The organism is Bradyrhizobium sp. (assembly GCF_019242285.1).
Lineage (GTDB): Bacteria > Pseudomonadota > Alphaproteobacteria > Rhizobiales > Xanthobacteraceae > Bradyrhizobium.
Map to the genome: position 1 here is coordinate 1 of NZ_JAFAVV010000518.1, position 16,376 is coordinate 16,376.

Consider the following 16,376-nt stretch of genomic DNA (forward strand, 5'->3'; position numbering starts at 1 on the left):
AGTCATGGACAAGCTCGGTATCGGTTATGCCGTGCTGTCGGAGATCAATCCAAAACTGATCTATTGCGCGATCTCCGGCTTCGGCCAGACCGGCCCGGAGCGCGCCAGCCCGGGCTACGACGGCAAGATCCAGGCGCTGAGCGGCATCATGGCGATCACCGGCCATGAGGAAACCGGGCCGACGCGCGCCGGCTTTGCCATCTGCGACGTGGCATCGGGCGCGACCGCGGCATTCGGCGTCTCCAGCGCACTGTTCCAGCGCGGCCGTACCGGCAAGGGCCAGCTCGTCGACGTCTCCATGCTGGAGGCGACGCTGGCGTTCCTGTCGGGGCAGGTGGCGGATTATTCCGTCGCCGGCCATCGCCAGCAGCTCTCCGGCAACCAGGCCGTCAGCCGACGGGCCACCGCCAACCTGTTCAGAGCCGGTGACGGCTATCTCCTGCTCGCGGTGAACAACGAGAAGCAATATCGCGCGCTGATGACGGCGATCGGCCGCGGGGACACCTTCGACGATCCGCGCTTTGCCGATTGGTTCGGCCGCAAGGAGAACGAGCCGGCGCTGCGTGCGATCATCGAGGAGGCGCTGGCGAAGAAGAGCCCGCGCGAATGGGAGAAGATTCTCGATGCGGCTGGCGCGCCCTGCGCCAGCATCTGGAAGGTCGAGGAGGTGATCGATCATCCGCAGATCGCCGCGCGCGGCGCGATCCAGGAGATCGACACGCCCTACGGCCGCTTGCGCTTCGCCGGCAGCGGCTTTCGGCTCGCGCATGGCGGTGGCCGGCTCGACGCCCTGGCGCCGACGCTCGGCGCCCACACCGACGAGGTGCTGCAGTCGCTCGGCTATGACGCCGACGCGATCGCGGAGCTGCACGCGCGCGAGGTGGTGTGAACCTAGGGCAGGTTCTCGCGGAGGAAGACGCCGATCGGGATCGGGTCGATGCCGGTGGCGAGCGGCCTGCCGTCGCGCAGATTGCAGAAGATGCGCGCCGCACTTCGCATCAGCGTCTCCGGCGCGACGTTGATGATCGCGTCGATGATGCCGTCGACCAGCAGCGCCCGGGTCTCGGCCGTCAGGCCGTGGCCGATGAACACCACGTGTTGGGGGCGGCCGGCTTCCGTCAGCGCCCGTGCGATGCCCTCCGAGGCGCCGCCGACATTGTAGAGGCCGACGAGGTCCGGGTGCTGCTCCAGAAGCGTCTTGGCCTGCTCGTAGTTGCGGACGGGATCGTCCATGCCTTCGCGCAGGCCGATCACCTGAAGGTGCGGGAAGCTTTCGGCCAGGATGTGCCGGAATCCCATTTCGCGTTCTTCGTGGCCGCGATAGCTGAGCGAGCCCGCGAACATCGCCACCTTGTGGCCGGTCGCCCCCGGCGGCCCGAGGAAGCGGCCGAGCAGGAGGCCCGCGGTGCGTCCCGCGGCGCGGTTGTCCATGCCGACGAAGGTCGCGCGCGGCGAGTTCGACAGGTCGGTGATCAGCGTCAGCACGTAGACGTCCTCGGCATGGAGGGCGGTGACGGCCTCGCGCACCAGCGGATGCTCGAGCGCCATGAACGCGACCCCGTCGCAATCGGACGCCAGCGTGCGCAGCCGGTCGGCCAGGGCCTTCGGATTGAAGCTCGGGACCAGCTCGACCCGGCACTGGACATTATAGGGCGCCATCTCGTCGGCGGATCGCGAGATGGTGTCCGCGAACAGCTTCAGATAGCGGTTGTGCCCTTCCGGCAGTACGAACACCAATCGCATCGCCGGCGGCTGATAGCTTGCCAGAAGGTCGGGCGGCAGCCGATAGCCGAGCCGGTCCGCGGCGCTGAGCACGCGATGGATGGTCGGCAGTCGCACTCCGCCGCGGCGGTTGATGACGCGGTCAACGGTCGCGGTCGAGACGCCGGCGTCGCGTGCCACGTCGTTGATATTGGCGCGGCGTCGGAAGGGATGATCGGGTACTGGATCGCTGCTCATCGGCTGTCTACTACAATCAAGATCAATCAAATTACATCATATAATTTGATTGATCTTGTGGCATTCGGATGTCATGGGCCCCCCGTAGTGGACATCAATCCTGGGCAGGCAAGAACGGGGATTGCCGGTGTCGGATCCGCTCGGCGGCAGGTTACGCGACAAGGTGGCCATCGTCTTTGGTGCCGGGTCGATCGGGGAAGGCTGGGGCAACGGCAAGGCGGCCGCGGTCGCCTATGCGCGCGCCGGCGCCAGGGTCGCGGTGGTCGACATCGATCCGAAGGCCGCCGCCGCGACCAGGGATTGCATCGAAAGCGAGGGCGGCGCGGCCATCGCGCTGGAAACCAATGCGGCCTCATTGGTCGCCGTGGAGCGCGCGGTCGAGCGTGCAGTCGGCACCTTTGGCCGCATCGACATCCTGCACAACAATGTCGGGATTACCTCGCGCGGCGGCCCGGTGGAGACCACGGAGGAGACCTGGGACACCGTCATGACTGTCAACGTCAAGAGCATGTTCTTGACGTGCAAGGTCGTTCTGCCGCTGATGGAGGCGCAAGGCCGCGGCGCGATCGTCAATATCGGTGCGCTCGGCGGGGTGCGCTGGACCGGCTACGCCTATTGCGCCTATGCGGCGAGCAAGGGGGCGGTGAACAGCTTCACCCAGAGCGTGGCGCTGCAATATGCGGCCAAGGGCATCCGGGCCAATTGCATCCTGCCCGGCGTAATGGATACCCCCCATATCTACAAGCAGATTTCCGGCTTCTACGCGAACCCGGTCGAGATGATCGAGGCCCGTCACCGGATGTCGCCGACCGGCCGGATGGGGGATGGCTGGGACGTCGCCCATGCCGCAGTGTTCCTGGCGAGCGACGAGGCCAAATACATCAATGGAGTTGAATTGCTCGTCGACGGCGGCATGCATGCGCGCTGCGCCTGACCTGTCAAAAGCATCATTGATTTTGATTGAGCTATCGCAAGTGCGTATCGGGCAGGCCGGCCCCAAGTCGCCGAGACGGGTGACGCAGAACAGCAATCAAACAGGAGGAGACCGGAAAAATGAGTGAACTGACGCGCCGCCGGCTGTTGCGACAGCTCGCGATGGCGCCCGCCGCGGGCTTGATGGTGGCGATGCCGCGCCTCGCCCGCGCCGCGGCGCCCGAGTTCGCCCTGAAATACGCCAACAACCTTCCCCTCAGCCATCCCCTGAACATCCGCGCTGCGGAAGCCGCCGCCCGCGTGGCCAAGGAAAGCGACGGCCGGGTCGAGATCAGCATCTTCCCGAACAACCAACTCGGCGGCGACACCGACATGCTCGCCCAGGTACGCAGTGGCGGCGTCGACATGTTCACCCCCGGCACCCTGATCATCGCGACCATGGCGCCGATCAGTGCCGTCACCGCGGTCGGCTTCGCCTTCTCCGAATACGATCAGGTCTGGAAGGCGGTGGACGGCCAACTCGGCGACCACATTCGCGCCGCCTTCGCCAAGATCGGCTTCCGCACCTTCAAGAACATGTGGGACAACGGCTTCCGCCAGACCACCACGAGCAACCGGCCGATCGGCTCGGCCGAGGATCTGGTCGGCCTGAAGATCAGGGTGCCGGTCAGCCCGATGGGCATTTCGATGTTCAAGTCGCTCGGCGCGGCGCCCACCAGCCTGCAATTCAGCGAGGTCTATTCGGCGCTGCAGACCAAGATCGTCGATGCGCAGGAGAACCCGCTAGCGATCGTGCAGACCGCCAAGCTTTACGAGGTGCAGAAATTCTGCTCCAGGACCAATCATAGCTGGGACGGCTACCATTTCGTCTTCAACGGCCGCTCCTGGGACGCGCTGCCGGACAACCTGAAGGAGATCATCGAGCGCGCGTTCAATGAAGCAGGCCTGCAGCAGCGCGACGACGTGCGCAAGCTCAACGAGACGCTGGAGACCGAGCTGTCTTCGAAAGGAATGACTTTCAACAAGGCCGAGCCCGACAGTTTTCGCGCGCAACTGCAGAAGTCGGGCTTCTACAAGGAATGGAAGACGAAGTTCGGTGACGAGGCCTGGGGGCTGTTGGAGCAGAGTGCGGGCAAGTCGCTGTAGCTCGCCGGTTCGCAGCCGCAGGAAGCCAGGAAAGGATCATGAGCAGATTTTTCGGCGAAATTCGCCAAGTCGCCTACCTGGTGCCCGACATCGAGGCGACGATGGACTATTGGGCCAACGTGCTCGGCGTCGGCCCCTGGTACTACAATCCGAAAGTGCCGATCCAGAACTACATTTATCGCGGCCAGCGCTACGAGCCGCATAATTCGGTGGCGCTCGCCAATGCCGGCGGCCTGCAGATCGAGCTGCTGCAGACCAGGAATGACGTGCCGTCCATGTACCGCGACTTCCAGCGTGCGGGATTTTCGGGCCTGCAGCACTTTGCCTATTGGACCGAGACCTTCGACGCCGATCTCGCGCGGGCGGAAGCCGCCGGCTTCAAGATCTGCATGGGCGGCGAGGTCGGCGCGAACGGCCGTTTCGTGTATTTCGAGACGCCGACGGCAGGCGGCGGCGTCTGGCCGGGCACGGTGATCGAGTTGTCCGAGGTGGCGGGTCCAAAAGGCCGGCTGTTCAAGCTGATCCGCGAGGCCTCCGTCGATTGGGATGGCGCCGACCCGGTGCGCGCCTTTCCCGATCTGCGGTCGCTGTGATGACGGAGTTTCGGGCGGTCTATCTGATCGAAACGCCGCTCGAGCCGGCGCGGGTCGCCGATATCCTGGCCGGCGAGCAGAGCAGCGGCACCTTCGTTCGCGTCGCCGGCGAGACCGATGCGCTGCGGGCCCGCAGCCGCGCGACCGTGGTGCGGCTCGAGGAACTTGAGCCGCTGCCGCGCCCGAGCTTGCCGAACGCACTGCTCGAACGGATGGGGCAGGCGGGACCATGGCGGCGGGCGCGTGTCACCATCGCGTTTCCCGTCGCCAATGTCGGCCGCAACCTGCCGACGTTGGCCGCGACCCTCGCAGGCAACCTCTATGATCTCGGCGAGACCACGGGCCTGCGCCTGCTGCGGCTCGAGCTGCCATCTGCGTTCCGCGACCGCTTCGAGCGGCCGGCGCAGGGCGTCGCCGGCACGCGCGCATCCACTGCTGTGCATGATCGCCCGCTGATCGGCACCATCATCAAGCCCAATGTGGGTCTCGACACGGCGGCGACCGCCGAACTCGTCGGCGGGCTCTGCAAGGCCGGCATCGATTTCATCAAGGACGACGAATGCTGCGGCGATCCCGAGCATGCGCCGGTCGCGCAGCGGGTCGCAGCCGTGATGGACAAGGTCCGCCGCTTCCGTGACAGGACCGGCAGGCAGGTGATGGTCGCCTTCAACATCACCGACGAGCATGACGCGATGCGCCGGCACGCCGATCTGGTCCAGCGCGAGGGCGGCTCGTGCCTGATGGTCAGCCTGAACTGGGCGGGTTTTGCTTCCGTGCAGGCGCTGCGGCGCCATACCGGTCTTGCGATCCATGGCCATCGCAACGGCTTTGGCATGTTCTCGCGCTGCCCCGCACTCGGCATGGATTTCCAGCCCTATCAGGCGCTGTGGCGGCTCGCCGGGATCGACCACATGCATGTGCATGGGCTCGCCGGCAAGTTCGCGCAGGCCGATGCCGAGGTCATCGACGGAGCGATGGATTGCCTGACGCCACTCGCGGACCCTGCTGACGAGCGCGATGTTGTGCTGCCCGTGTTCTCCTCGGGACAGTGGGCGGGCACCCTGCCGCGAACGGCGGCGGCCGTGCCGAGCGGCGATTTCCTGTTCATGTGCGGCGGCGGCATCCTGGCGCATCCCGGCGGCGCTGCGGCCGGTGTGAAGAGCCTGCATCAGGCCTGGCGCGCGGTCCAGGAGGGACAGGCGTTGGCGGCCGCGGCAGATGCGCCAGAGCTTCAGCAAGCACTGGCTTTCTTCGGCAAGGGCAAATGACCGACGTCGCGCCGCCGCTGAAATACGTCTGGTACGGCGACGATTTCACTGGCGCCTCCGACACGCTCGCGACCTTCGCTTCCGCTGGCCTGCGCGCGCTGCTTTGTCTCGGCACGCCCGCGGCCGGGCGGCTGGAAGCGATCGGTCCGCTCGATGCGCTCGGCATCGCCGGCGCGGCGCGGACCATGTCGTCCGACGAGATGGTCGCCGAGCTGGAACCGGTCGGGCGCTATGCCGCGGCGATGTGTGTGCCGCTGTTGCACTACAAATGCTGCTCGACCTTCGACAGCTCGCCCGATATCGGCAGTCTCGGCGCCGCGATGCGTATCCTCAAACCACACATGCCGAATCGCTTGCTTGCGGTAGTCGGCGGCCAGCCGGGCCTGGAGCGCTACTGCGCCTTCGGCAACCTGTTCGCCGGTGCGGGGCAGGGCAGCGACGTGTTCCGCCTCGACCGCCATCCAACCATGTCGCGCCATCCGTCGACGCCGATGGGTGAGGCGGATCTGCGCCTGCATCTGCGTGCGCAGGGGGTAGAGCACGTTGCGCTGATCGGCTGGCGCCAACTCGGCAGCGCTGCCGATCGCGAATTGGACTCGCTGATCGATGATGAGAGCGAGGGCGCCGTGCTGTTCGATGTCCTCGATGATTCCCATCTGGCGCGGATCGGCGAACTGATCTGGCGCCGCGCCTTGCGTGAGCCGCTGCTCGCAGTCGGTGCCAGCAGCGTGGCGCAGGCGACCATTGCTCATTGGCGGCGGATCGGTTGGGCGCCGGAGACCGGCCGGGAAACTCCGATCAAGCCGGCGACCGGGCCGGTGTTCACGCTGGTCGGTAGCCAGTCGCCTGTCAGCAGGCGGCAGGCCGAAGCCGCGCTTGGCGCCGACGGTGGCCTCTATGAGGGGGTCCGCCTCGATCCAGCGGACGCAGGCGATGTCCTCGACGTCGAAACACATGCCGCGACCTGTGCGCACTTGCTGTCGCAAGGACGATCGGTGCTGGCCTTCAAGGGCCCTGTCGCGGACGGCGGGCCATCCAGGATCGAAATGGCGCGCGCCTGCGGCCGGCTGTTGCAGCGTGTGCTCGAACGCGCACCCGCGGTGCGTCGGGTCGGCATCGCCGGCGGCGACACGTCGAGCCTGTCGATCGAGGCGCTCAACGTCTGGGCACTCAGCTCCGTTGGCACACTCTCGTCCGGCGTCAGCCTGACCCGCGCTCACGCCGACGACCCGCGCCTCGACGGGCTCGAATTGATGCTGAAAGGCGGCCAGATGGGGCCGGTCGACGTGTTCACGCGGCTGGTGCGCGGGACGGGGTGAGAGTGTTATCAGTCCTAGCCTTCGGAGAAGACTTCATCAAGGTCTTGTCGTCCGTCGAGCACGCGAACGATTTGCGGCCGATCGTCCTTCAGGCGATAGAACACGATTTGCGTGTTGATCGAGAGCGAACGAAGGCCGTTGCGGATTTCGTCACGCGCTCGTCCCGCTCGCGGAAAGTCCCGAAGCATCGCAACGACTTTCGCTATGTCGCGCAGAATTTTGTCGGCACTCGTCCGACCCGCGACGTTGGCGTAGTAGTCCCAAACGTGATTGATGTCGTCGAGCGCTTCCGGCGACCATACAACGGGAGACTCACACTCCGTCATGCGGCGCGTTCTTTCGCCGAAGCAAATCCTCCATATCCACGGCGGTGCCTCGGCCTGCATCCAGTGACTCGAGGCCTCGGTCGATTTCTGTGCGGAGCGCGCCGAGCTTCTCGACATGCGAGAGCAGTTTCCGGCCGATTTGCTCCTGATCGGCTTCAGGAAGACGGGAAATCTCGGCGATGGCTTGTTCGAGGGTTCTTACCATTGGGATACAGTAGCACAGTTTCGCCCGTGAAAGCATCAATAAGCGAGCGTCTTATTGGGTGGGCATGCTCGACAGCACCTTCACGCCGCCGAACGAGGTCACGCGGCCCTGGCGCAGCAGCACGATCTGGGTCGCGAGCTGGCGCATCTCGGCGGCGTCATGGCTGACATAGACCATTGGAATCCGTGCCTCGTCGCGCAGCCGCACCAGATAGGGCAGGATCTCCGCGCGCCGGCCCTCGTCGAGCGCGCCGAGCGGCTCGTCCAGCAGCAACAGCCGTGGCTTCGCGAGCAGCGCGCGGCCGAGTGCGACGCGCTGCCGCTCCCCGCCGGACAGCTTGCCGGGACGGCGGTCGAGCAGATGGCCGATATCGAGCAGGTCGGTGACGCGCTTGCGCTGGGCGGTGTCCTCCTCGAGACGGTTCATGCGCCGGCCATAGTCGAGATTGTGCAGGACATCGAGATGAGGGAACAGCCGTGCATCCTGGAACACGTAGCCGATCCGCCGGCGGTAGGTAGGGACGTGGAGACCGCGCTTGGTGTCGTCAAGCGTCTCGCCGTCGAGGACGATGGTGCCGTGATCGGGTCGCACCAGACCGGCGATCATGTTGACCAGCGAGGTCTTGCCGGAACCGGAGGCGCCGAACAGGCCGGTGACCCGCCCCTCGCTCTCGAAGGCGGCTTCGAGGGCGAATTCGCCGAGCTGTTTTGTCACCTCGACCCGCAGCACGGTCAGTTCCCGTGCAGGCGTTGAGTGGCGCGACGCGCGAACCATTCGGCGCCGATCAGCGCCGCCACGGCCATGACGACGGAGACGACGACCAGCCGGAGAGCCGCGACATCACCGTCGGGGGTCTGGATCAGCGAGTAGATCGCCGACGAGATCGTCTGGGTCTCGCCGGGGATGTTCGAGACGAAAGTGATGGTGGCGCCGAACTCGCCGATCGCCTTCGCAAATCCGAGCACCATGCCGGCGAGCACGCCGGGCAGCGACAATGGCAGCGTCACCGTGAGGAACACCCACCAGGGCGCGGCGCCCAGCGTCTCCGCGGCCTGCTCGAGCCGCTGGTCGACCGCCTCGATCGACAGCCGGATCGGACGCACCAGGAGTGGGAAAGACATGACGCCGCAGGCGAGCGCCGCGCCGGTCCAGCGAAACGCGAAGACGACGCCGAGATGATCGGCGAAGAAGGCGCCGACCAGGCCGCGGCGGCCGAAGCTCAGGAGCAGCAGATAGCCGGTCACGACCGGCGGCAGCACCAGCGGCAGATGGATCGCCGCGTCGAGCAGCGACTTGCCCCAGAACTGCCGTCGCGCCAGGAGCCAGGCCAATGCAACCCCGAGCGGGGTTGCAACCAGTGTTGCGACGGCGGCGACCCGCAGCGAGAGCAGAATCGCCGTCCATTCCGTGGGGGTGATGTCGAGCACGTCGCCGGGTCAGGAGGTCGGCTTGACCAGGTAGACAAAACCGTATTTCTCCAGCACCGCCTTGGCGGCCGCGGAGTGCAGATAGTCGAGGTACTCCTTGGCTTCGGGCTTGGCGGTCGAGGTCGCCGCTACCGGATAGATGATCGGCGGATGCGTGTCGGCGGGGAAGGTGCCGACGACCTTGACGCCGGGCTCGACCTTGGCATCGGTCGAATAGACGATGCCAAGTGCTGCCTCGCCGCGCGCCACCAGCGTCAGCGCGGCGCGCACGCTTTCGGCCATGGCGAATTTCGGCTCGGCCGCCTGCCAGGCGCCGAGCTTCTCCAGCGCGGCCTTGGCGTACTTGCCGACCGGCACCGACTTGACGTCGCCGGTCGCGATCTTGCCGTCGCCGGCGAGCTTGGCGAGGTCGAAGCCCGGTCCGATGCTGACATTCTCGATCTTGGAATCCTTCGGCGCGATCAGCACGATCGAGTTGCCGAGCAGATTGACCCGCGTCGGCTCGTTGATGTTCTTCTTGCCGGCCGCATAGTCCATCCAGTCGGTGTCGGCGGAGACGAAAACGTCGGCGGGCGCGCCCTGCTCGAGCTGCTTGGCGAGCGTCGAACTCGCGGCGTAGCTGGCTGAAACTTTCACGCCGGTCTTGGCGGAGAAGGCCGCATCGATGTCGTCGAGCGCGTTCTTCATCGAGGCCGCCGCGAACACGACGAGCGTCTTGTCGTCGGCGTGTGCGGGCGATTGGATCGATCCCACGAGCAGGACGAAGCTTAGCAGTAATCCGGCAAGGCGGTACATCAGGGCGCTCCATGCGTCGTCGCGCGCGAACGGCTTCGCCGCGCACGCGCCAGGCGTTGAGGTAGGATGATCGCGATCGAAGCGGAAGCGCCGTTCCGCGGCTCCGCCGATGGCTTACGGCCGTCAGACGGAAATCGCTCGAGAAAACAATAACAGGCTGGGCTTTCGGGTGAAAGGCCCCGAAGCCGGAGGATCACACGCTACTCCGAAGGCAGGATCGCAATCGCGATCGAGCTGTCCCTGGTGCCGCTGACCTGGAGTACGAAAGGCTTCGCCGCGAGCTCGTATTTCATGGTCTTGCGGATGCCCTCGCAATCGGTGGCGCCGCTGAACGCCTTGGGTTTGAGGAAATGCCCGTCCTGCACCACGTCGACCCAGGCGCCGGTGGACAGGCTGATGGTATAGATGCCGGCCTTCGGGGCGCCGGTGAAGCTGGCAAAGCCGGCCAGCGTGCCTTCCTTGGGCGCGCGCTCCGGCGGCGACGGTAGTTTCGCGTCGGACGGCGCCACGAGGCCGAGGATCACGCCGCTCGACGGCAGTGCGGCGAGCTCCGCACCGGAATTGAGCTTGGTGCGATCCGGTGCCGTGAGCGCCGCGCGCTCGTGCTCGATCGGCCATTTGAACTTGTCGCAGCCGCTCGGCTCCTCGGCGGCGAGAACAGGCGCTGCGCCTGCCAGCCACAGCAACGCGACGAAAGGCGCAGCGCGCGTCATCATCCTACTCCAATCATGACGTCGGACGCCTTGATCACGACGGTGACGTGATCCTTGGCCTTCACGCCGAGCTCGTCGACCGCCTCGTTGGTGATAGCGGAGGTCACGATGACGCCGCTTCCGATATCGACGCGGATATGGGACGTGGTCGCACCCTTCTTCACTTCGACGACCGTGCCCTTGATCTGGTTGCGTGCACTGAGGCGCATGGGGGTTCTCTCAAAAGGTTGGCCGCGAGGCGTTCGATGTGAACGCGTCGGCGGCGTATCGCGAGAGGATGGCGGACCGCCATCCCGTGAAATCACCGCGCTTGCGGCGCGATGCGCGCGGAAACTAGCGGATATCAGCCGGAAATGAAATCGCCTTGCGGTCCCATTGTCAGTCCTGCATCACGCCATGCAGAAGCGCCTTGGCGCCGTCCGTATTTTCGAAGCCCACGGTCACGTTCCTGCCATCGAACGCCAACGTCCAGCTCTGGGTTTCGCCGTGTCCCAGGATTCTCCGTTCGAGCAGGAAGGTATGAGCTCCCAGCCAGCGGCCCTTGGCGGCATTGATTCCGTAAGGCGCCGGCGGACTCTTGCGGTAGATGCCATCGAGACCCATCATCCCGGTGAAGCGATCCGTCGGGCGGTCCGGCTTGTCGGTAGAGGTCGTGATGACCCACGAGGAATCCGAATCGAAGAAGTTCAACGAGAACGTCTTGACGTGGAGCTCGTTGTCCTCGAGCTGGAACGTCTTTCCGGATATTTCCTTTGCCAGCTCCGGCACGCCGGGAACCGCGCTTGGCTTTTCCGTCGCAGCCTGGCGGACCGCAGTCGCCAGCAAGGCGCTCGCGATCGGGTCGGGAGGCAACGCTGAGTCGGATTTGACGGCACCCGAGATGTCGTTGATCAGCCGCGTCGCCGAATAATATTCGTCGTCGCGCAGAACGCCGGTCATGGTGGCGACAACATCCAGTTTCGGCAGCACGAGGATCAACTGGGAATGACGGCCGCGGGCCATGTAGGCGCCCTTTTCCGGAAGCGACCACCACAGATTGGCGTAGTGAAATCCGAAGGTCGCTGCGACCTTGCCTTCCTTCACCTTGTCGATCCAGGAGGTGGGGATGACCTGCTTGCCATCCCACTGGCCGTCGTGGAGATAGAGATAGCCGATCCGCGCCATGTCGTGGGGACTGAGGTACAGCCCGGCCTCGCCGTCCGTCACGCCTTGGGCGTCGACATTACCCCACCGGGCGCTGGTGATGCCGAGCGGCTCGAACAGCTCCTTCTTGGCAAAATCGAACGCGCTCTGTCCGGTTTTCTGGTTGATCAGTGCGGAGAGGACGTAAGGATTTCCGCCGTTGTAGTAGAACTTGCTGCCCGGTGCGTCGGACATCGGCTGGTTCAGGACGAACGCGGTGTGATCGGGGCTCCGGTACATCTGCATGATCGTTTCGTCCGGCGTATAGGCCTTCTCCAGCCAGGCGATTCCGGAGGTCATGTCCAGCAGGCTCTGAACCGTCATCGCCCGCTTGTTGTCGTCGATATTGGACACGATCTTGCCCGCAAAGAGGTCCAGGATGGGGTGATCGACGCTGTCGAGCAGCCCGCGCTGGATCTCGATTGCCGTCAGCGTGCTGACGACGCTCTTGGTGACCGATCTGAGATCGTGGCTGATGCCGGCCACATAGGGTGCGTAGTAGGCGTCCGCCACGATGCGGCCATGGCGAATGATCGTCAGGCTGTCCTGCCTATAGTCGCCGACAGCCTCGACCAGCCGGGCAAGGCCGGCTGAATCCATGCCCTGCTCCTCCGGGGTCGAGAGGGGCCAGGATTTGGTCGGCCAGAGAACCTGCGGAGCGGCGGCTTTGCCCTCACCGTCCTCGGCGGATGCACCGCGGGGACAAGGGATGCAAAGGGAAGCGAGAAACCCCATTGTCACGACTGCTGTGAAGCGCATTCGGTCGTCTCCAGGTGTTACTTTCAAGTGTTACTTGCAGGTGTCACTTGCGGGCCTCGAGCTTCACGTCGGGCGCATTCAGCACCTGGCGACAGGAGGTCGGCAATTGCGCCAGTGTGATGCCGTGGGGTGGCTTCGGCGGCTCTTTCGGCGGCTCGGGGTGCAGCACCGAATCCTTGAACCAGTAGGCGAGGTCGCTCGTGCTGCAGCCCTCGCCGCCCTCCTGGTCGGTCTGGCCCTTGCACTCGTCGCTGCCGGGCGGGCAGCGCATGCGAATGTGGAAATGATAGTCGTGGCCGTGCCACGGCCGGACCTTTTCAAGCCAGTCCCGATCACCCTTGGCCTCGCGGCACAGCGCTTTCTTGATTGCCGCGTTCACGAAGATGCGCTGCACGCTCGGCTCCTGGGCGGCGGCGCGGATCACCGCGAGATGGCCCGGCGTGAATACCTTGGGATCGACGTCGAGCCGGTCGTCGCGCACCATCATGGTCGCCGACGTCTCCTCGCGTTCCTCGCGCGACAGCAGGTGATCCGGCATCGGCGTCAGCCACACGTCGGCGTCGAGACCGATCTGGTGGCTGGCATGGCCGGAAAGCGCAGGGCCCCCGCGCGGCTGGCCCATGTCGCCGACAAGGATGCCGGGCCAGCCGGCATCCTTGTGCGCCTTGACAGACAGCCGCTTCAGCAGCGCGACGAGGTCCGGGTGCCCCCAATTGCGGTTGCGCGACAGCCGCATCACCTGCCAGGTGTCTCCGGTGATCGGCATCTGCGCGGCACCCGCGATGCAACCTTTGTTGTAGGCGCCGATCGCGCGCGTGGGCATCGCCGCCGGCAGAAGCTTGCGCGCGAACAGTTCCTTGGCCGCAAGCTGGGGGTCATTGGGATTGGCGAGCGGCGGCAGCGGCTTCGGGTCGACGCTGCCCCGGTCCTGCGCGAGTGCCAGCGACGCGCAGCCGATGACGGCGGCTGTCAGAACCGGGCTCAGGAACGGGCGCGCTGGCATCGGGTGGCTCAATTTCGGAGCGAACGTAGCAAAGGACGGCAATGGCGCCAGTCTCATTTGGTTGATGTTCCGGGTCTGGACCGCGAGGATTTCGATGGCGAATCGTCAGCCTGGGCGATTCGGCAAGGATCAGGGGCATTGTCGCCTGGCGCGTTAACGGATCGATAACCTTGACCTTCATTGACGAACATTTCGGCGCGCCATCTGCGATCCGTGCCATCCCGCTGCGGTCTGCATTCAGGGCAAATATCCGGAGATTTACCGGGTTTTTGCAAGGTCGAACGCCTCGCCGTGGGACGGAGGCGCGCGACGAGCCCTCCGGAACGGATTACCTTTTCTTCAGAGACTTGGCTGAGAAGTGACCCCCACAGCAGCGAATGGGGCATCAATGCGGCGGATTCGGCCAGGCAGACCAAAGAAGCCAAAGCTTGCGGCGACCATCCGGAAGCCGCGATGGCCCGGCGGCCGGACACCCAAGCTTCCAATCCTGCGCCCGTCACGGTCCGAACCCGCCTATGGCCGTGCCGAGGTCGAGGCAGCCATCGCGGATGCCCGGAAATCTCACGAGCGGTTGCGCGAGGCGATCGACCTCCTGCCGCAGGGCATCGTGTTCCTCGATGCCGAGGGGCGCTACATTCTGTGGAACAAGAAGTACGCCGAGATCTATGGCCGCAGTGCCGACCTCTTCAAGCCGGGCGCGCGGCTGCAGGACACCATCCGCATCGGCGTCGAGCGCGGCGACTATCCCGACGCGATCGGCCGCGAGGAGGAATGGCTCGCCGAACGGCTGGCCAGGCTCTATCAGCCCGGCGAGCGGCACGAGCAGAAGCTCGCCGACGGCCGGGTCGTCCTGATCGAGGAGCGGCTGACCGGGGACGGCGGCATCATCGGGTTGCGGGTCGACATCACGGAGCTGAAGCAGCGCGAAGCCTCGTTCCGCCTGCTGTTCGACAGCAACCCGGTTCCCATGATCGTCTGCGCGCTGGATGACGAGCGCATCGTCGGCGTCAACGACGCCGCGATCGAGCATTACGGCTACAGCCGCGCCGAATTCCAGAAGCTGACGATCCGCAGCCTGCAGGCGTTCGACAGCGACCCGCCATGGGCCGGCGACCGCAGCAACGACGAGCGGACCGCGCGGACCTGGAAGCATGTCAAGGCCAACGGCACCCTGATCGACCTCGCCATCTATTCGCGCCAGCTCGTCTACAACGACCGGCCGTCGGTGCTGCTGGCGCTGATGGACATCACCGAGCGCAAGCGCGCCGAGGCGCGGCTCGCCTTCCTCGCCCAGCACGACGGCCTGACCGGCCTGCCCAACCGCAACCTGCTGCGCCAGCAGATGGACGAGATCCTGCTGCACCGGCGGCGCAGCGCCGGCAAGGTCGCCGTCCTCATGCTCGGCCTCGACAGCTTCAAGTCCGTCAACGATACGCTGGGCCACGGCATCGGCGACAAGCTGTTGCGTGGCGTCGCCAAGCGGTTGCGGTCCACGCTGCGCGAGGAAGATGCCATCGCCCGTCTCAACTCCGACGAGTTCGCGATCGTCCAGACCGGTCTGGCGCGGCCCGAGGACGCGGTGATGCTCGCCAGGCGGATGCTGGAGGCGATCAGCGAGCCCTTCCTGCTGGACGGACATTCGGTGGTGATCGGGGCCACGATCGGGATCGCGATGGCGCCCGGCGATGGCGACGATGCCGAGAAGCTCTTGAAGAACGCGGACATGGCGCTGTCGCGCGCCAAGACCGAGTCGCGCGGCACCTTCGCGTTCTTCGAGGCCGGCATGGATGCCCGCGCCCAGAGCCGCCGCCGCATCGAGACCGAGCTGCGCGAGGCAATCCAGAACGACGTGCTGCGGCCCTATTATCAGCCCCTGGTCGACCTGTCCTCGGGGCGCATCACCGGCTTCGAGGCGCTGGTGCGCTGGCCGCACCCGGAGCGCGGCATGATCTCGCCGGCCGAATTCATTCCCGTGGCGGAAGAGACCGGACTGATCAATGCGCTCGGCGGCTTGATGTTGCGGCGGGCCTGTGTCGATGCCGCGGAGTGGCCCGGCGACGTCCGGGTCGCCGTTAACCTGTCGCCGGCGCAATTCCGGGTCGGCAATCTGCTCTCGATCGTGATGGACGCACTCCGGCAATCCGGTCTGCCGGCCAAGCGGCTGGAGCTCGAGATCACCGAGACCCTGCTGCTGGAGAAGAGCAGCCAGGTGCAGGCCACGCTGCATGCGCTTCGTGCGCTCGGCGTCCGTATCTCGATGGACGATTTCGGCACCGGCTATTCCAGTCTGAGCTACCTGCGCAGCTTTCCGTTCGACAAGATCAAGATCGACCAGTCGTTCGTGCGCGACCTCGCCGCCAATCCTGAGGCGCAGGCGATCATCCGCTCCATCGTCAGCCTGGGCAAGAGCCTCGGCGTCACCATCACCGCCGAAGGCGTCGAGACTGAAGCGGAGTTGAGCTGCCTGCGCGCTGAAGGCTGTCATGAGGGGCAGGGTTTTCTCTTCAGCCGGGCGCGGCCGCATGCGGAGATCATCGAGCTTCTGAGGGCGCAATGCGAGGCCGACGCCGCGGTTGCCGGCCGCGCGGCCTGAGCAGCGTAAGTTGTAGGGTGGGCTAAGCTTCGCCAGCGCTCGCAAGAGCGCGGGCGAAGCGTGCCCACCATTCTCTCCGCAGTCGCTCGCAAATGGTGGGCACGCTTTTATCTTGGCATGGCAAGCATGGTTCATGTGGCCGCTTAGCCCACCCT

The 16,376-nt window shown here is 65.6% G+C and carries 16 protein-coding genes; 7 read left to right on the top strand and 9 right to left on the bottom strand.

Annotation, left to right across the window (positions count from 1 at the left end):
• Positions 1–889: CaiB/BaiF CoA-transferase family protein (locus JOY90_RS20515; protein WP_291692930.1), on the top strand; the 889-nt coding region annotated here is incomplete at its 5' end.
• 2 nt (positions 890–891) lie between these two features.
• On the opposite strand, the gene JOY90_RS20520 is transcribed toward JOY90_RS20515, so the two are convergent.
• The gene (locus tag JOY90_RS20520) at positions 892–1,959 is read right to left on the bottom strand and encodes a LacI family DNA-binding transcriptional regulator (protein WP_291692931.1); all 1,068 of its coding nucleotides are present in this window, start codon (positions 1,957–1,959) and stop codon (positions 892–894) included.
• A 127-nt stretch (positions 1,960–2,086) separates the two neighbouring features.
• On the opposite strand from JOY90_RS20520, the gene JOY90_RS20525 reads away from it, so the two are divergent.
• The 5 genes from JOY90_RS20525 to JOY90_RS20545 all read left to right on the top strand — a co-directional run bounded on the left by JOY90_RS20525 (position 2,087) and on the right by JOY90_RS20545 (position 7,218).
• Positions 2,087–2,893 (top strand): SDR family oxidoreductase, encoded by an 807-nt coding sequence (locus JOY90_RS20525; RefSeq protein ID WP_291692932.1) that lies wholly within the window; start codon positions 2,087–2,089, stop codon positions 2,891–2,893.
• A 119-nt stretch (positions 2,894–3,012) separates the two neighbouring features.
• Complete coding sequence (locus JOY90_RS20530; protein WP_291692933.1) at positions 3,013–4,038, top strand: TRAP transporter substrate-binding protein; 1,026 nt, start codon at positions 3,013–3,015, stop codon at positions 4,036–4,038.
• Between the two features lie 38 nt (positions 4,039–4,076).
• Positions 4,077–4,631 (top strand): VOC family protein, encoded by a 555-nt coding sequence (locus JOY90_RS20535; RefSeq protein WP_291692934.1) that lies wholly within the window; start codon positions 4,077–4,079, stop codon positions 4,629–4,631.
• A complete protein-coding gene (locus JOY90_RS20540; protein ID WP_291692935.1) occupies positions 4,631–5,899 on the top strand; it encodes a ribulose-bisphosphate carboxylase large subunit family protein in 1,269 nt (422 codons plus the stop codon). Before JOY90_RS20535 ends, JOY90_RS20540 begins: the two co-directional genes overlap by 1 nt.
• Positions 5,896–7,218, top strand: a complete 1,323-nt coding sequence (locus JOY90_RS20545; RefSeq protein WP_291692936.1) for a four-carbon acid sugar kinase family protein — start codon at positions 5,896–5,898, stop codon at positions 7,216–7,218. Before JOY90_RS20540 ends, JOY90_RS20545 begins: the two co-directional genes overlap by 4 nt.
• A 14-nt stretch (positions 7,219–7,232) precedes the next feature.
• Here JOY90_RS20545 and JOY90_RS20550 read toward each other — a convergent pair whose 3' ends face one another.
• From JOY90_RS20550 to mepA, 8 genes are all read right to left on the bottom strand, one after another.
• Positions 7,233–7,604 (bottom strand): type II toxin-antitoxin system RelE/ParE family toxin, encoded by a 372-nt coding sequence (locus JOY90_RS20550; RefSeq protein WP_291692937.1) that lies wholly within the window; start codon positions 7,602–7,604, stop codon positions 7,233–7,235.
• Between the two features lie 196 nt (positions 7,605–7,800).
• Positions 7,801–8,478 carry a molybdenum ABC transporter ATP-binding protein gene (gene modC, locus JOY90_RS20555; RefSeq protein WP_291692938.1) on the bottom strand — a complete coding sequence of 226 codons (678 nt, stop codon included), beginning with the start codon at positions 8,476–8,478 and terminating at the stop codon, positions 7,801–7,803.
• A gap of 2 nt (positions 8,479–8,480) precedes the next feature.
• Positions 8,481–9,176 (bottom strand): molybdate ABC transporter permease subunit, encoded by a 696-nt coding sequence (gene modB / locus JOY90_RS20560; protein WP_291692939.1) that lies wholly within the window; start codon positions 9,174–9,176, stop codon positions 8,481–8,483.
• A gap of 9 nt (positions 9,177–9,185) precedes the next feature.
• On the bottom strand, positions 9,186–9,971 hold the full coding sequence (gene modA / locus JOY90_RS20565; RefSeq protein ID WP_291692940.1) for a molybdate ABC transporter substrate-binding protein: 786 nt from the start codon (positions 9,969–9,971) through the stop codon (positions 9,186–9,188).
• A 200-nt stretch (positions 9,972–10,171) separates the two neighbouring features.
• Positions 10,172–10,684, bottom strand: coding sequence for a hypothetical protein (locus JOY90_RS20570; RefSeq protein WP_291692941.1), 513 nt, complete (start codon positions 10,682–10,684; stop codon positions 10,172–10,174).
• Positions 10,684–10,893: a molybdopterin-binding protein gene (locus JOY90_RS20575; RefSeq protein WP_291692942.1), complete on the bottom strand. Its 210-nt coding sequence runs from the start codon at positions 10,891–10,893 to the stop codon at positions 10,684–10,686. The genes JOY90_RS20570 and JOY90_RS20575 overlap by 1 nt, the downstream gene beginning before the upstream one ends.
• 169 nt (positions 10,894–11,062) lie before the next feature.
• The gene (locus JOY90_RS20580) at positions 11,063–12,466 is read right to left on the bottom strand and encodes a serine hydrolase (RefSeq protein WP_291692943.1); all 1,404 of its coding nucleotides are present in this window, start codon (positions 12,464–12,466) and stop codon (positions 11,063–11,065) included.
• A gap of 202 nt (positions 12,467–12,668) precedes the next feature.
• Positions 12,669–13,628, bottom strand: coding sequence for a penicillin-insensitive murein endopeptidase (gene mepA / locus JOY90_RS20585; protein WP_291692944.1), 960 nt, complete (start codon positions 13,626–13,628; stop codon positions 12,669–12,671).
• Positions 13,629–14,016: 388 nt separating this feature from the next.
• Here mepA and JOY90_RS20590 point away from each other — a divergent pair, with 388 nt between their 5' ends.
• The gene (locus JOY90_RS20590; RefSeq protein ID WP_291692945.1) at positions 14,017–16,221 is read left to right on the top strand and encodes an EAL domain-containing protein; all 2,205 of its coding nucleotides are present in this window, start codon (positions 14,017–14,019) and stop codon (positions 16,219–16,221) included.
• Positions 16,222–16,376: the final 155 nt, after the last annotated feature.

Bases quoted from the DNA above. Each gene is read 5' to 3' on its own strand.
- JOY90_RS20520 (WP_291692931.1), bottom strand. From the start codon at position 1,959: ATGAGCAGCGATCCAGTACCCGATCATCCCTTCCGACGCCGCGCCAAT.
- JOY90_RS20530 (WP_291692933.1), top strand. From the start codon at position 3,013: ATGAGTGAACTGACGCGCCGCCGGCTGTTGCGACAGCTCGCGATGGCG.
- JOY90_RS20535 (WP_291692934.1), top strand. From the start codon at position 4,077: ATGAGCAGATTTTTCGGCGAAATTCGCCAAGTCGCCTACCTGGTGCCC.
- JOY90_RS20540 (WP_291692935.1), top strand. From the start codon at position 4,631: ATGACGGAGTTTCGGGCGGTCTATCTGATCGAAACGCCGCTCGAGCCG.
- JOY90_RS20545 (WP_291692936.1), top strand. From the start codon at position 5,896: ATGACCGACGTCGCGCCGCCGCTGAAATACGTCTGGTACGGCGACGAT.
- JOY90_RS20550 (WP_291692937.1), bottom strand. From the start codon at position 7,604: ATGCAGGCCGAGGCACCGCCGTGGATATGGAGGATTTGCTTCGGCGAA.
- modA (WP_291692940.1), bottom strand. From the start codon at position 9,971: ATGTACCGCCTTGCCGGATTACTGCTAAGCTTCGTCCTGCTCGTGGGA.
- JOY90_RS20570 (WP_291692941.1), bottom strand. From the start codon at position 10,684: ATGACGCGCGCTGCGCCTTTCGTCGCGTTGCTGTGGCTGGCAGGCGCA.
- JOY90_RS20575 (WP_291692942.1), bottom strand. From the start codon at position 10,893: ATGCGCCTCAGTGCACGCAACCAGATCAAGGGCACGGTCGTCGAAGTG.
- JOY90_RS20580 (WP_291692943.1), bottom strand. From the start codon at position 12,466: ATGGATTCAGCCGGCCTTGCCCGGCTGGTCGAGGCTGTCGGCGACTAT.
- mepA (WP_291692944.1), bottom strand. From the start codon at position 13,628: ATGCCAGCGCGCCCGTTCCTGAGCCCGGTTCTGACAGCCGCCGTCATC.
- JOY90_RS20590 (WP_291692945.1), top strand. From the start codon at position 14,017: ATGCGGCGGATTCGGCCAGGCAGACCAAAGAAGCCAAAGCTTGCGGCG.